General features: G+C 59.6%; 1 protein-coding gene (running past one end of the window). It reads left to right on the top strand.

Annotation, left to right across the window (positions count from 1 at the left end; translation table 11 throughout):
• Nucleotides 1–17100: the final stretch of a hypothetical protein gene (locus AMM41_RS14970; RefSeq protein ID WP_089960568.1), read on the top strand. The gene continues 26976 nt to the left of window position 1, outside the view; only the last 17100 of its 44076 coding nucleotides appear in the window; its start codon lies off the left edge, out of view; the stop codon is at nt 17098–17100.

Below are 17100 nucleotides of genomic sequence, written 5' to 3'. Positions count from 1 at the left end.
CGCATCGTCAGTGCCGACATCCCGGCACCGGTACGCAACGATGTTTTGCGCCTGTCGGGTGACTGGAAAGTGGGTGACATCATCACCATCACCGGTTTGGCCACGGCCAATGTGAGCTACACCGTGGTCAAGAATGACCTGAGTGCAGACGGTAAAGGCGGCTCCAAAAACGGCTCGGCTGACGAGATCAATGCCAATGTGGCTGCGCAGGTGCGCAAAGCCATCAACAATGCGGCCGGTTCCCTGGCGCTGGCCGCGGGCAATGGCTCGGTGGTGACGCTGGCCGCCCGATCGCAGTCCACCGATGCAGGCTGGATGGGCATGAGCGTCACGGTCAAAGGCAAGGGTCTGGTTGAAAGTACCCGCAGCGCCGGTTTCATGGTCAAACAACTGGACATGCTGGTCTTGACCAGCCGTCCAGCTGAAGGCGATGTGATCACCCTGTCGGGTGTCACGACCCATGACATTAGGTACACCGTCACCCGCAATGACCTGACCGCCAAAGGCGATGGCACCGGCGGTCTGGCCACAGACTTGCAGGTCCAGACCAATGTGCTCAACCAGATCCAAAAGAGCTTTGATGCCGTGGCCCAAATGGACCTGAAAATTGGCACCGCTAAAAAGCAATTGGCTGAGCTCAAGAGCCTGTTGGTCTTGGACATTTTTGGCACAGGCAGATACCAGGTCAAGCTCTTGGAGTCGTCCATTGCGGCCATGCAGCTCATCCGTGACAGCTTGCCCACATCCTCTGCGGTGGTGACTGTCAAGGCCACCGCCAATGCACTGGCCGTTTATGGCAAAACAAGCGGCCAGGCCTTCAGCCTGACGGTCACCACCACGGGCAAAGCCAAGGCGCAGCTGGTTCGTGCGGCTGACCGGGAATTGTTGCGCGGCACCTTGCAGGTGTCCGGCCAAGCCGAAGGCAGCACTTGGACAGAGGCGACGCAGTCCTCTGGCGACCGCAATTTGAGCTGGAAGCTGCTTGCCGCCTACAACGCGGGCACCCAAGTGCTGGCCGCTGCGGCAGACGGCATCTTCATTGGCCAGGTGAATGCCGATGGCAGCAACAGCTGGACGCGGCAAACCGCCGGTTTGCCCAGCACGGGCTGGGTCAGTTTGGATGCCAGCGAAGCCTTGGTCAGTCCCAGTGACCCCACGGTCCAAGGCGCTTTGCTGGTGCTGGCCCGCCCCGGTGATGCCTTGTACCTTGCCGATACACGCCAAGCCAATTGGACTTGGAAGAAGATCGCCAGCCCCCGCGACTGGACGTCGGTGGCGGTCTCGGCCGACGGCAGCACCATTGCTGCAGCGGCCAACGGTCTGAATGGTGGCATCTGGGTTTCCAATGACGCCGGCATCAACTGGCGTCTGGTCAATGCTTCAGCCGGTCTTGACTGGCGTGCTGTGGCGCTCAACGCCAATGGCACTCAACTGACCGCTGCCGCCTCCGGCAAAGGTTTGTTCACCACGGCCGTGCAAACGGGAACCCAAGCCTTGCCCACACGTTTGGCTTTGGAAGCCACCGCGGGTGCGGCCCGCTTGGTGGGCTTGCCCTCGGTCACGGCCGAAATCAGCAATGCCAGCGTGTCCATGAACCTGGGCGATGCCATCAGCCATCGTGTGATGGATTTCTCGGCCAATGGTTTCGATGTGGTCACCGGCACAGGTTCGACCCGTACCATGAGCCTTGGCGCTGTCGATGGCGAGTTCATTCGTGTCGCGGCCAACGCCAAACTCGATATCGCGGGTGTCTTGCAGGTCGCAGGCTCTGCCGCTTTCGACAAACGCTCTGCCACCGTGATACTGGCCAATGGCCAGTCGGTTTATGCCGATCAATTGACCTTGGGCATGTCCAATGTGCGCGGGTTCTTTGGTGTGGGCGGTCCCTACCTGGTGGACAGCAACCAAGACGGGAAAATCGACAGTGCTGACACGCCCAATGCCAATGCGGTGGGCTTGTCTCTGGACAACATGAATTTGGCCATGGGGGTTTTCACGCCCATCACCATCGCATCGGGCGACAACCTGTACGCCGATCCGAAGTACAGCAGCACCAAGGCCTTACAAGGCGCTTCATGGATGGGCCTGTCGGCCAGCGTGGGTGCTGTGGAACTGGTGGGCTTGCAAAATGTGTCCCTGTCGGCCACCTCTTTGGCGATCGATCTCAACCGGGTGCAGAATTTGCCCTCTGGTTTGAGTGCGGATGCCAACGTCATCGATTTCAAGAAATCCCCGGTGACGGTGCGCACCGGCCCCGGCACTTCCACCCAACTCACGCTGGATGGACAGCAAGGTGTGCTCACCCGAGCCAGTGGCATGGTCAATGCCCAAGTGGGCGATGTGCTCTCGTTCAGTGGTTCTGTGGGCTTTGAGATCGGTCAACGCCAACTGGCGCTGACCAGTGGCGGCAGTGTGATGACGCAGGCCCTCATCATCGGTGGTGAAAACCTGGCCGCTCGGGTCAGCACCAGCTCCGATGCTTCGGGTCTGGGTTTTGCCCTGAATGGCTTGGACTTTGGTCTGGTGATTGCCCGCTCGATGCTCAACGGCGACACACGTTCTTGGGTATCTGCACGCGGTGTGGCCGATTCGGTCAATGTCCTGGGCACCTCCGCCTTTGGTGTGGACATGTCGGGTCAGAACCTCAAATTGGGTCTGAACCTCGGCTTGGGCAAGGACAGTCTTGGCCAGGCCAACGCCACCACCTTGGACTGGACCGGCTCCAACAGCTTGACGGTGAAATGGGGGACATCCACCGGTGCAGTTGCTTTGGACTTCAAGGGCGAGCTGATGGAAATTGGCGGGACCATGACCGTGCAGCTTGGCAGCCAGCTCAGCGCCAGTGGCTCCTTGATGATCTCGCGCCAAGAGCGCGACATCGTGGTGGCCGGCCGCACTTTGCGTGCAACCGGCTTTGTGATCGGTGCCAGCAACTTGCAGGGCACTGTGGGCGGGATCAACCTGGGCGGTCAAGGCATTGACTTGGCCATGGCCTTGCTGCGCCCGATGAATACCGATGCGAAAGACAACCGTTCATGGATGGCCTTCAAGGCCAATGTGGACGGTTTGACGCTGGATGCCAGCCAATTGGGCTTGCCGATGGACAGCCTTTCTGTCGAAGCCAAGGCCATGACTCTGGAGGCCAACCTGGCCTTGGGCAGCGTGGGCGGCATCGCCGCAACCGATGTGCTGGACTTGGGCCTGAGTGGCTCGTCCGACAAGCGCATACAGGTGCAAACCGGGCAGGTGGTCAACAACGTGGCCGAGACCGTTTCGCTGGACTTTGTGGGTGCGGGAGGGGCATTCTTGTCCCTGGCGCTGGATGCCAAGATCAACATTGCAGGCTCAGTGTTGTTGCAGGGCACCTTTGGTATGGCCCGTCTGGGCAACCGAACCGTCACCCTCAGCGATGGCAACAAGCGTGACATGTCGATCACCGCCTTGTCCGCTCGCAACGTTTTGGCGCAGCTGGGTACCGGTGTGGGCACCGACGCCTTCGTTGGCGCATCCCTCAGCGGTGCCAGTGTGGGCATGATGCTGTTGACCGACACCGAGGGTGATGGCACCTTCATTGGCTTGCGGGCGTCTGCCGACAGCGCCACCATCCAAGGCTTGGGGGATCTGACCCTCAAGGGCGGAACGCTCACATTGGGTGTCAACATGGGGCCGGGTAGCGGCGCATTGGCCGGCACGGTGGTCGACTTTACCCAGGGAGACTTGGACGGTGATGGCCGAAATTCGGGCATGTCACCGGTTCGCCTGCGTGGCACGACGGTCAGCACTCTGGATTTCCGTACCCAGACCTTCGAGGCTGGCGGGACCCTGTCGCTGGAGTTGCGTGAGACCGGTGATGCCATGAGTGCATTGCCATTGTTTGCAGGGTCAGGCAGTTTTGCCGTGCGCGTCACGGGCTCGGGCAGTGCCCTGCGCACCGTGCTCGCCGCCAACGGCCTGGAGGCCATGGTCCATGTGCAAGGGCAACATGCGGGCGTCAGCAATGGCTCCTTGCTGTTGGTGCTGCCGGGCAGCGGCTATGCGCTGAGCCTCTCAGCCACGGCCGCCATCGCGGTGCCAGGCCTGGCGGGCACGTCGGTGTTTGGCGACGTGACGGTGGAGCTCAACCGTTCGGGCCAAGCCATCAATGAAAGCATTGTGGTCGGTGGCAAGACTTTGTTGGCGAAGTTTGATACCGGTGCCAACGCGACCCGCTTTAGCCTGACCAACCTGGACGTCAGTTTGGGAGGCAGCCTGGGCAGCACCTTGTTGGGTGTGGCTGCGCAAATGACACAGGCACGCGTGTCTTTGCAAAACAGTGCTGTTTTGCCGTTGGTCAACCAGACACTGGACGACATGCTCAACCTGTCCCCTGTGGTGAGTTTGGGCGACTATGTGCAAAGCTACATCAATGGCTACATGAATCCGACCTGGATTCCGAGCCTGGAGGGCATGCCGGTGCCGCAATACGGTGCCTTGGGCGTGCCGACTTTGGGCGGATTGAAGTCTTATCTGGACGCAAATTGGGCACCCAAAGCCGGTGTCAGTGCGGGCCTGAGCTACAAGTTGGACCAAAACGGACTGGCCCTGTCTTTTGACGGCAGTGTCAAATTGGGCAGCGACAAAGTCGCCGTGGACTTGAATGCAGGCTTGGCGCAGTACGGCATCAGTTTTGATGCCGATGTGCAGTTGCAGGTGGCAGCCACTGCCGTGGTCGACCTGGATCTGGCTGTGGATTGGACTCAGGGCTTGAAGGCCAACTTCAACCTCAACAATCTGGCCTTCTCGGGCAGCCTGAGTGCGACGGACATTGTGCTGGCCGCCCGCATGGGCCCTCTGGACATCGGGATTGGCAAAAACGGGCTTGACGCCAATGCTCAGCCTTACCAAAAAGGCTCGCTGACCCTGGATCTGGGCGGCAGCATTTCTTACACCCAAGGCGTGTTCAGCCTGAAGCCGGGCACCAACCAGCTGAGCATGTCATTGCCGCTGTATGCCTCGGTGGCCGGTGTGGACTTGGCCCAAGGGACGACGCCAAGGATCACGGTCACAGGCAATCCGCTCAGTGGCGACCTGCAATTCACTGCGCTTGGTTTGGAGGCCTTCACCGACTTCTCCAAGATCCGCATGGAAGATGTGCTGACCGCCATTCCTGGGGTGCTTCAATACCTGGAGACCGTGGACGTCTCCAAACTGGGCTTGGGCAGTCTGCCTTTCATTGAGACCTCGCTGCAGGACCTTCTGAATTTGGGTTCCGCGTTCAAGACGGGCGTGGTTGACAAGATCAACTTCAACCGCCCCTTGAAGGACTGGACCGGCAAGACGGGCGAAAGCCAGCTGTCGACCGGCAAGGCCGCCAGTGTCAAGGGCGTGTCCGGTCTGACGGGGGCCGCAGGACAGTTTGCCGCCTCCATGAAGGGTTTCTATGTGTCCGTGGGCAACCAGGTCCTGGAAATCACGGATGTGGCCATCGATGGCAGTGCCTTGACCTTGGACGGTGCCATCACCAGCTCCAACACCGAAATCTCGTATCGGGTGCATCAAAAGGTGGAGCGCATTGTGACCATGGGTGAGTTTGTCAATGCGCTGAATGCATCGACGCTGCTCAAACCTGGCACTTTCGCCAGCTACAACGCCAGCACAGGCGAGTTGAGGATCCCTTTTAGCGCCATGTTGAGCATGCCATCCCAAGTGGCCGCACTCAACCTGAATCTGTCGGCCAACTCTGACCTGTCTTTGTCGACGTCGGCCACAGCGGCCATCAACGTCAATGTCGGGGTCGACTTCGACCTGCTCTTGGCGCTGGGAGGGGGTAATTTCACGGTGGCCGTGGACCATTTTGTGGCGGCTGCGAGCATTGATGCCAATGTCAAAGACTTGGAGGTGTTGGCCAAACTGGGCTTTGTCTCTCTGCAGGCCGGCGGTGTAGGCACCGGCTCCGAAGTTCATCTGGGTGCACGAGTGACTGCGGTGCTGGACCGCACACCTGGCCTGGTGGGTGGCGAACGCTTTAACCTGCCAAGTTTGCTGACGGAGGCCCCTGCGGCTTTGAGGTTCGATTTCAGCGGCGACGCTTATGCCCGCCTGCGTGGCTTGCAGCTCAAGACGGCGGGTGCCGGCATGGACATTGGTGCAGGTCTTGAGCTGGGCCTGTATGTGCAAGACCTGAGCAATTGGTCCAGCTTCAAGCTGGTGACCACCAGCCAGTTCGATATCAAGAACGCTGCACAACGGCAGGCCTTGGGCCTGACCGACAAGGACGTGGTTGCAGTCCTGCCGGACTTGGGGGCTGTGCTGGATCTCAGCCGTCTGAATTTCTCGGACATCATGGGTGGTTTGCGCATGGTGCTCGATGTGGTGGACACCTCCATTGGCAGCCAGCCTTTCTACACGCAGAAATTGCCCTTGCTGGACAAGTCTCTGAGCGAGATCCTGAACTTTGGCGACATCTTGTTGGCCCGCATCGAAAAAGCGGGCGCCACACCGGCCGCTGCGCTCGATGAGGCGGAGAAAATCATTGAAGAAGCGTTTGGTTTGCAGCCGAACATGTTGGATTTCTCGATCGACAGCGTGAGCAAGCGTTTGTTGATGGATTTGCGCTTGGACATCGGTGTGAGCAACGAGTTCCGGGTCAACCTGGACTTGGCCACCTTGGCGGGCATGGTCGGTCTGGAGTTGCCTGCGGACTTTGCCAATTTGCTCGATGCCTCGGGCAAAGCTGCGGGCACTTATTCCGTAGGGGCCAACCTGGTCGCTCGCGTGGGCATTGCCCTGCCCGGCGCACCGTCGGGCACACCGGCCGTGGCGCTGCTGGACTTCGACGAGAAAACCGGAACAGGCACTCACCTCGATTTGACAACCAGCCTGCGTGCTTCCGATCTGATGTTGAGCTTCAGTGTGGGCAAGGTGGCTTTGGGCGTGTTCAACGGCAAGGTGGTCATCGACGAGGACGGCAAAATCGAGACCCTTGCGCCCGCTGTGCTGCGCTTAGCGCTGGACAAGGGTGCGGTGAAAGTCTCCGCCAAGGGCGCGATGGACATCGACTTGCCCGTGAGTCTGGTGGCGCTGTCGCGTCAAATTCCGCTGGGCAACCTGCACATCTACACCGACCCCACGTTGGGCTCGGCGGGTCTGCCCACGCTGCTGGCCCAAATTGCGGGCTTGCAGACGGGCATGGCGCTTAAGTTGGAGTTGCCTGACTTCGGTCGTGCTGTGCCGGACGATGTGTCTTTGTTGGATGTCATTTACGACCCCACCTTCTTGCTGGACGGCATTGACCTTGGCTTGGGCAGCGTTCAGGACATCTTCCAAAACAGTCTGACAGCCGATATCCCCTTCATCGGGACACATCTGGCCGATGCCGGCCAGCTGATCGGCAACCTGCGTGCCGGTTTGCTGACCGATCTGCGTGGCAAACTGGCTGGACCGGGCAAACCGATCGAGTTGGCGCGTGATGCCCTGTTCAACACCTTCAGCGGTTTGGGCATCTTGCTAGACACCAACCTGGACCAGGCCATCACCATCGACGACGTGATGATTGCCTTCTACAACGATTTGGGCGTCAAAACAGCGGTCTGGACACCCGGTATGACGCTGCCCAAGACGGGCGTGGATTCGATCCGATTTGACATGGATCTGGGCGGCCGTTTGCTGGCGCTGGGCGTGGACATTCCGCTGGACCTGAACATACCGGGCTTCGAGTTGGCCGTCGATGGCGGCTTTTCGCTGAGCGGCGACTGGCAGTTTGATTTTGGTTTCGGCTTGTCGGCATCGTCAGGCTTTTTCTTGAGCACCAACGCCAAGAAGGACGACCCAGAATTGAGCCTTGACATCCGTGCATTCCTCAACGGTGATCCGACCAATCCCGACCTCATCACACCGTTTGAAGGCAGGGGCAAACTGCTGTTCTTTGAAGCCAGTGTCAAAGACCAATACGTTGATCCGGTGACGGGGGTCAAGGGCAGCGGGCTGGCCGGGCACTTGGGGCTGGATCTGAATGGCGACAAGGCCAACCGCCTGACGCTGGACAGCGTGTTGTCCAACCCGAGCAAGGCTATTGTGGTGGACTTTGGTGTGTCTGCCAACATGGACCTGGGCGTCAAGCTCAGTGCGGTGGGCTTGCCATCGCTCATGGCCGATTTGGTTCTGAAGTGGGACTGGCGTTTGGGTGACACCAAGGTGTCGGTGCCGGACATTTCGATCAACAACATTCGTCTGGACTTGCGTTCGTCGGTGTTGGACTTCCTGATGCCCATTGCCAAGAAGGTCGCTCAGACGGTTGAACCCTTCCGTGATGTGGTCAATGCCTTGACCACCCCGATCGTTGGACTGGACTTGGTCTTGCCTGATGATCCCACCTTGCGTGGGCTGATCGACCTGGTCTGGAGTAAAACCATGACCGACAAGCCTTCGATCAACTGGGCCTTCCTGGACGCGGTCAAATTTGCTTTGGACATGCCCTCGATTTTGCAAAGCCTGGTGGCAGATGGCGGGAATGTGGCCATCGGCAGCATCAAGGGTTTGGCCTCTGGACAGGTCACGTTTGAGCGCAGCGCGGAACTGGATTTGCAGACCAACGACTCCTCGTCGATCATCAGCCAATTCAATGACAAGTTGAAGCAAGTGGGCAATCAGGCGTCTGGTGGCAAGCCCGGCAGCGCAGCCGCTCGTTCAGGCCTGCAGTTCCTGCCTTACATCACGGACATCTCGAACTGGGCCAAGTTGATGACGGGTGGCAGCGCTACCTTGTTCACCTATGAGATGCCGTACCTCGAATTTGAACTGGCCAATTTCGATGTGCTGGTCTTTGAGGCCAATTTGGCCGTCTTGTCGGCAGGCATCATCCCGATTCCGCTGGTGATTCCGGTGTATGCCTTTGGTGGCGTGCGGTTGTATGCCGATTTGTCGTTCGGTTATGACACCTATGGCGTGCAGAAAGCGTTCGCGGGCGGCAGCGTTCTGGATGTGCTGGATGGTTTCTATGTCAACGACTGGTCCATGCCCGCTTTCCGCAACGGTGCCTTCGTGGCGGGCACAGGCGGCCTTGAAAAGCCCGAGCTGAGCATCAGCATCGAGATGGGACTCAAAGCCGGTGTCGGCATCGCAGGCATCAAGGGTGGTTTGGGGGCCAGCCTGGAGTTGGTTGTGGATGCTGACCTCAACGACATCAAGGTGGGCACGGTCACCCGCGATGCCGAAGGGCAGTTTGTCACGGTTGACTACAAAGGTGATGGCAAGGTTCGCGCTTCGGAAATGCTGTCCATGATGGCCTATCCGGGTCTCATTCCGGGCGTTCCAGGCGGGCCATTTAACCTCTTTGACCTCAAGATCACGCCTTACATCAATGGTTATCTGTGGGCCAAGGTTTTGTTGTTGAACATCAATGTGCCTTTGTTCAGTCTCAAGTTGGCTGAAATCAACCTCCCTGCGCCCACGGTCAAACCCGTACTGGGCCAGATGGAAGGCAACACCCTGGTGCTCAACGCTGGCTCGCGTGCGGGCGAGCGTTTGTTCATCAGCACTCAAGACGTGTCAGAGACTTTCATCCTCAGCGGCCTTGAAGGCAGCAACATTGTGGGTGTGGAATTCCAGGGTTTCTATCAGGAGTTCAGTGGCGTCAGTCATGTGCTGGTGGACATGGGCGAGGGCAACGACACGCTCGATGCCAGCCGCCTCAAGGGCAGCATGACCCTGGAAATCACCGGTGGTGCTGGCAACGACAACCTGTTGCTGGGCGCCGGTGGCGGCAAAGCGATCGACCTGGAAGGTGACAACGTGCTGCGGGCTTTGGCCAGCAGTGCGGCACCGGTTTTGCTGGTCGGGGGTCGGGGTCGTGACAAACTGTATGGCAGTCTGGGCAACGACGTGCTGTACGGTGGTGCCGGATCGAACGAGATGGACGGTGGTGGTGGCAACGACACCTTGTATGCCCTTCAAGGCATCAACAAGCTGCTGGGCGGCCAAGGCATTGACACTTATGTCTTTAGCGGGTCCTTGGGCATCAATACCTTGACCGAAAACGGTCAAAACATCAGCCACGTTGACTTCTCGGGCGGTCTGCCTGCCCAATTGCTGGGCATTGTTGGACCCTTGCCAGATGCTCCGACCGTGTCGGTGCCTGCAGCCTACACCGTGGTGGTGGGGCAGGCCTCGGCGCTGAATTTCTACGGCAAGCCTTTTGGTGGCGACTTGGCCGGTCAGGCGACGGTCACACTGTCTTTGGCCTCCGGGTCCATTCAGGCGGTGAGCGCCGATGGCGTGACAGTCTCGGGTGCCAACTCGGCCAAGGTCACCTTCACCGGTTCGCTGGACAAGCTCAACACCTATTTCACAATGGCCGATCGCATCCAAGTAGTCTACAGCGGTGGTGACGCCAGCCAGGCCCTGAATGTGGTGGTCGATCAGGACGGCTTGAGCAGCAAAGCCACGGCCAAGCTGCAAGCGGCGGTCACATCGCCTGTCTCGCAAAATTGGCGTGAAATGGCCGTTGGCAAGGACATCTTGGTGGCGATCTCTCAGGCTGCGGACACAGAGTTGGGCATTTACATCTCGCGTGACCAAGGCCTCAACTGGCTGCCCGTGAACGTGCCACGCGGCATGGATTACGAGGCTGTGTCGGTTTCCCCCGATGGCCAGACCATTGCTGCCTTCACCGTGTCTGGCCAGTACGTGCTGTCCAGGGATGGTGGCATCACCTGGATTCAGGGCAAGGCACCAACAGACAACTACACCGAAGTTTTGGTGCAAAACAACGCGAGCATGGTGGCGCTGGACAAGACCGACAGCAACAGGTATTTCTTCTTCAAGAACATCTTCAACTGGGGCTGGAAGACCGACTACTCTCCTGGCCAGATGCGTGTGCTTGATGCTGACGGCACCACCTGGCGCACCTTGGACGGCGCGGCCAATGCGAACTGGACGGCCATGACCGGCAATGCCGATGGCTCGCGCCTGTTGGCGGCCAGCGCTGCTTCGTCGAACAAAGGCACAAATGGGGCTTTGTATTTGGGCGAACCTGGCACCGACGGTGTCCTCACTTGGACGGACTGGAAGAACATCACCCCTGCGGGTGTCAGCAATGGCGATTGGTTGGCCGTGGACATGAATGCCTCGGGCACTCTGCTGGTGGCAGCACGAGCTGGGGGCCAAATTTACCTGGCCGACACCCGTCAGACCGACTGGAAATGGCGTGAAACCGGCTTGTCGGGCAACTGGACTTCGGTCTGGATGAGCGACGATGGCCTGACTTTGGCGGCCACCGCCAACGGCAGTGCCGGCGGTGTGTGGGTTTCGCGCAATGGTGGCGTGAGCTGGACCCCTGTGACGGGCAACTTCCCAGCCGGTCTTGATTGGCGTGGTGCGACAGTGGACTTGCTCACTGGCCATGTGGTGGCCATGGCTGCGGGCAAGCCAATCTACCGCTTCGCGCCTGTTGCTGCAGGGGCGGCTCCCAACATCTCCTTGCCGGACACCCTCTACGCCGCGGGCAGCAAGCCAGGCGACTTCAATTTGCCTGCCGGGGTCTTGGTGGATGCGGACTCTTCACGTTTGACGGTGACCTTGTCGGCCACCAGCGGCCAGTTGCAGTTGACCCCGCAGGGTCTGGCGCTGGCTCAGTTGAGCAGTGGTTTGGCCAAGGCCAGTGTGATTCAGGTGACCGCGTCTTCACCCAACAGCCCGAACAACGAGCGTGTTGACAACATCCAAGACGGCAGCAACCGCACCAAGTACCTCAACTTTGATGGCCCCGGCAGCGGCTTGGTCATGACCTTGTCTGCCCCAGAGGTGATCAAGGAAATGAAGCTGACCTCGCGCACCAATGACGAAATTCCTCAGTGGGATCCTGCCACCTATGAGCTGTATGCATCCACAAGTGCTTTGGCTTGGGACAGCGCCGACTGGGTCAAGGTGTCTTCTGGTGATGTGGGTCTGCCCAATGCCCGGGGTTCGGTGGTCACGCTGGCGATCGACAACAACACGGCCTACCAGTTCTACAAAGTGGTCTTCCCAACGGTCAAAGGCACCAACGGCGGCAAAGCGTATGTGCACCTTTCCGAATTGGCGCTTTATGCAGCCACACTCGACGTGAGCCAAGAAAACGGCATGCTGCAGTTGAGTGGCAATGCTGCCGACATCAACGCCTTGCTCACCCAGCCGGGCAACATCGTGTTCACGCCGAGTGCGCAGGGCGCGAATGGTCAATTCGTCTTGACAGCCAACGACGGACTGAACATGACGGTCAAACGCGTCACGCTGGAAGAGCGTGAACCATTCGCCATCAAAGCAACGTACAACGCAGGCAACTTCGAAGTCCTGGGCTTGACGGGCAATGGTGTGCGGGTCGTCCGGGCAGCGCTGGACACCATCCGATTGGGCGCTTTGGCCGACGAGTTGTCGGTGCTTAAGTTCACCGACAAGCCCATCACTTGGGTGTCTTCGGGCGGTGCTGACAATGTGGTGGTCTGGATGGGCAACACATCGTCCGGTACGGGCCAGTTGAACCTCAGGGAGACAGTGGGCAGCGAGCTTCAGTCTGTGAACATCGTCTCAGTCACTGCTTCTTCGGCCAACAACCCGGCTGGAGAGGGTGTCAGCAACATCATTGATGGCAATACAGGCACCAAGTACCTCAACAAGGACGGTGTGGGCAGCGGCTTGACTCTGGCCTTGGCCGAGTCGACCGTGGTGACCAGCCTGGCTTTGACGACCCGCACCAATGACATCATCGCTCAGTGGAATCCGACGTCTTATGCGCTGTACGGCTCCAATGACGATTTGGCTTGGAGCGACAACGCGTGGACGTCAGTGGCCCAAGGCGATACCGGCTTGCTCGGTGCCGACAAGGGGGTCACCCGACAGGTCAGTTTTGCCAACAGCACGGCGTTCAAGTTCTACAAGCTGGTCTTCACCGGCAATGGTGGCAGCTGGAACAACCAGTCGTATGTGCATGTGTCCGAAGTGGCGCTGTTCACGCCGATGCCCACCACCGATTTGAGCAACGACACCCTGACGGTGCAACTCAAACCGCTGGCTGTCAGTCCGACCAAAAACGTGATTCAGCTGGGCACAGGCGAGTTGATCAGTGGTGTCGAAAAAATGGTTTGGGATGACACCCTTGGCACCTTGCACATCGTGGGCGACAGCGTCCAGATCACCTTCATGGAAGGGGCTGTGGGTGAAAAAATCGAGCTGGGACGCAACACAACCCTCAAGGTCACGGCGGATCGCCTCACGGTGATTGGCAATGTCTATGCCAAAGATTACGACCTCACCATTGCCAAGCGTTTGATCCTCAAAGGTGGCCTGTACACCTATGACAACACCAACATGATGCCGCCAGGCACCGTGTTGTCGACAGCGCCGCTGGCCGATGGTGATTCGTTTGACCTGAGCACCGTCCAGACACCGCTGTACGCGATTCAAATCACCCCTGCGGACGACACCACGCCGATCCGCCTGGGTGGCACGGGCGGTGGAATTTTGCTCGATCCCGCCAAACTGGCAGACATGCAGGCCAGGGAGTTGGTGCTTGGTGCCAATGGCGGCAACAATCCGATCTCCATCGGCGGTAATGGCCAAGCCATCATCGTGCCGGTGCCTCTGGTCATTCAGGCGCAGGGCGAGAACGGCAAGATCGCTGTCCAGGGTGACCTGACAGGTACGGTGCTCGAGATCTATGGTCCCGGGAACACGACCACTTTCAGCTCGGGAACGGTCACGATGACCGAAGGCTTGTCGATCAACGACTCGGTGCGCATCGTTGGCCAAGTCACTTTGGCGGTGGGTACGGCCAATGCCGGTGCCGACATGCTGGTGACGGGCCGACTCAATGGCAGCACGGGTGATGACGACTTTCTGAGCCTGGCAGCTCAGGGCGGTGACATCACCATTGAGGGCAGCGTGGGCGATGGCGTGGGCACCATCAGCATCGTGACGGCAGGCGCTGGCTTGGTCGATGGCATTTACGGTGAAGGCGATCTGCGTGTGGGCCTCAGTGGCGGCAGTGGTTCAGGCGCCACGGCTCGCGTGACGGTCAGTGGTGGCGTGGTGAGCGATGTGCGCCTGTTCTCTCCCGGTAAGGGCTACAAGGTGGGTGACCGCCTGACCTTCAACCAGAAGGAACTCTATGGGGCTGTGCTGGAGGTCACCGGCGTCAACGATCTGGAGGGCCTGACGGTCTCTACCGCTCGAAATGTGACTTTTAACGACAAAGTCTTTGTGGATGGCGATGTGACCATCACGGCCACCGGCAAGGTGGTCTTCTTGGACAGCGTGGTTCTGCGTGGAGGCGGTCAGTTGTTCATCAACGACGCTGCCGAAGTGGAGTTCCTCGGGGGTGTGAAGTCTGACACGGGTGAACCCGTGCTGGTCTTCAGAGGTGCCCAAGCTGGCCCAGGTTCCAGCTTGAGCTTCAGCCAAGGCCTGGTGGTCGGTGGTTCGGACTCGGTCTCATTCACCGGGGTGAGCAACTTGTCACTGGCTTCGGCCACGATGGGGCAGTCGTTGCCGTCCTTGGTGATCGATGGCCAGGATTTGGGCCTGACACCACCCTCTGGTGCCTCGACCCTCCGTTTGGATGTGTCGGCTCTCAAGATGACCGGCCAGACCTTGGCCTGGCCTGTATCCGGCATGAGCCAGGTGCGCGCGGACGATCTGCAACTGGCCATTGCGCAAGGCGTGGGCAGTGCAGCCAACCCGCTCGAGGCGGTGGTCAAAACGCTGTCGGTCAGCAGCCAGACGGGCGACATGTTCCTCAAACACGATGGCAATGTGACGCTGGTGCGCGAAGGCTTGAGCGTGCGCGAGGGTGCTGGCAGCATCACTTTGCAGGTCAGCGGCGATTTGGGCATGCAAACCCAGTCGAGCGTGAGCACGTCGACCGGTTCTGTTTTGTTGCAGACGGGCGGCGGCATGGCGACTTCAAGCGTGGTCAGCCTCAGCGGTGACATCCGCTTGGAGTCGGGTGGGCGCATGGACATCGGTCAGGTCAGCGATGTGCAAGGGGATGTGTCATTGACCGCCATGGGCGACGCCTTTGTTCATCGCATCGACAACACACAAGGCGCGATTGTTGTGGAAGCCGCCTCGCTCACCCTGTTGGACGGGGGGCTGGTGAGCAATGTGTCTGGCTTGACCCGCGTTCAATTGCGTGGTGACTTGGCCATGGAGGCCGGCAGCTCGGTGCAATCGGACAGCGGAAACATCCTGATCGATGCCGCAGGTGCGGTGCAAATCAGCCGAGTGGTCAGTGTCGCGGGACGCATCGACGCGCGTTCGGGTGGTGACATGGAGATTAACCAGATCTCGAACACCCACGGTGACATTGCGGTCACGGCTGCAGGCGATGCCACGGTCAGGAACATCGACAACATCCTCGGTGCGGTGGGTCTGGAGGCGTCCTCACTCACCCAAGAGTCAGGTGGTCAGATCACCGATGACAGTGGTTCGATCACGATCACGCTGCGTGATTCCTTGAGCATGATGGCGGGCAGTGTGATGAGCACGGTCAGCGGTGACATCCGTGTCATGGCCCAAGGCGCTGGCTTTGTCAACCGCATGCTCAGTGACAGCGGTGATGTGTCGGTGATGATGGGGGGACAAGCTTGGGTGTCCTTCATCTCCACTCAAAGTGGGGACATTTCTGTTGCCGCTGAAGCTAACGCCAAGGTCTTGTTCCTCCAAAGCCAAAGTGGCGACATTCGCCTGAACACGGGGGCCACGGCAGAGATCCACCGGATCGATGCTGTCACTGGCAACATTTCTGTTTCCGCTGTGGATGACGTCATGTTCGACTACCAGGACTCGGGTCTTGAAGTTCACCAGGGAACCGGAGCCATTGAGATTGACGCGGCGGGTGATGTGTTGATGGTCGGTCGTCAGACCCTGCGAACAGATGCAGGCACCATCACGGTCAAAGCGGGCGGCGACGTGCAGATCAGCCGCATGGAGTCCGCCACGGGCGACTTGTCGCTGCAGGCGCAGCTCTCGGTGAGCGTGACGGGTCACTATGGTGCGCCTCAAATTGTCACGGCTGGCGATTTGTCGGTGTCTGCGGGGACGGGCATTGGTGCAGACCTGTTTGGCCGACTTTTTGTGGATGTCAACAGCTTGTCGGTGCAGAACGGCGATGCTGGCGATGTGGTGATTTCTGGCTGGAAGGGTCTGAACTTGGCCTCCGTCCATTCGGACTCCGATGATGGCTGGATGGTGCTGATGTCCGGCCCTGCCGGGCGCGTGACCGGTAACACGCCAAGCGCTGAAGGGGGGCGTGTGGCCCGCATCAGTGGCAAGACCATCATTGCCCGGGATGTTTTGCCTGCCCGTGAGATGTACAACGCCAATGTGTTCTACACCCCACCGCCTGCGGTCCATGCCTCGGTCAATGAAGACTCTTTGGACATGTTCAATGCCCAGTTGGCGCGGGACTGGACACAGCAGGTGCAAGGCGCTTCAGCGCGGGAGGCACTGTCTGCACGGGCGTCAAGCCTTAGCAGTCAGCCCCGCAGCTTCGGACGTGCATTGGGCGCAGGCGGTGCCTTTGGCGATTCGCCGATGGACACCAGTGGCTCATTGCACGACACCGCCACCTTGCTGGACGCCGCTTTGCGCTTGTCCAGCAGCTTGCCACGCGAAGACGTCTTTGGTGGAGACATGCTCAGCAGTTGGGCCCAACGCTCGTTCGCTGAGCGCCAAGCTGCCCATGCAAGTGCTGAGCCGTCGACCAAGGTGTCCACACCAGACTCTTCTGCTCCAGTGGGTTCGCCTTCCAGCAAGGCTGCCGTTCCTGATCTGGTCCGTGAGGTCGCAGCGGTGCAGCTCAAGCAGACGCCGACAGAGGCGCAGGTCTTGCGCAACAAAGCCGAGTCTGTCAAGGCGAAAGCTTGGGTGTCCAAAGAGCCAGAGTTTGAGCAGGGAAAGCCTGTCATCGGCTTGAAAAAGTCGGACAAGCCCCTGAGCGATCTCGAGCCTCAAGCCCAGTCGGGTGCCGTGAAACCAGCGAACTCTGCGGAGCAGGCTTTGGCTGAGGCTTCTCTGGATGGGGTTCAGCCTGCGGCTTCGGCTGCTGAGGCTCCTGCTGCCGACCAGGGGTCGGGAGCGGCTTCATGA

The sequence above is a fragment of the Limnohabitans sp. 2KL-3 genome, from assembly GCF_001269405.1.
In the GTDB taxonomy this organism is placed as follows: domain Bacteria; phylum Pseudomonadota; class Gammaproteobacteria; order Burkholderiales; family Burkholderiaceae_C; genus Limnohabitans_A.
Note: the sequence above shows the minus strand (reverse complement) of the source record. Positions and strands in the feature narration are given on the sequence as shown.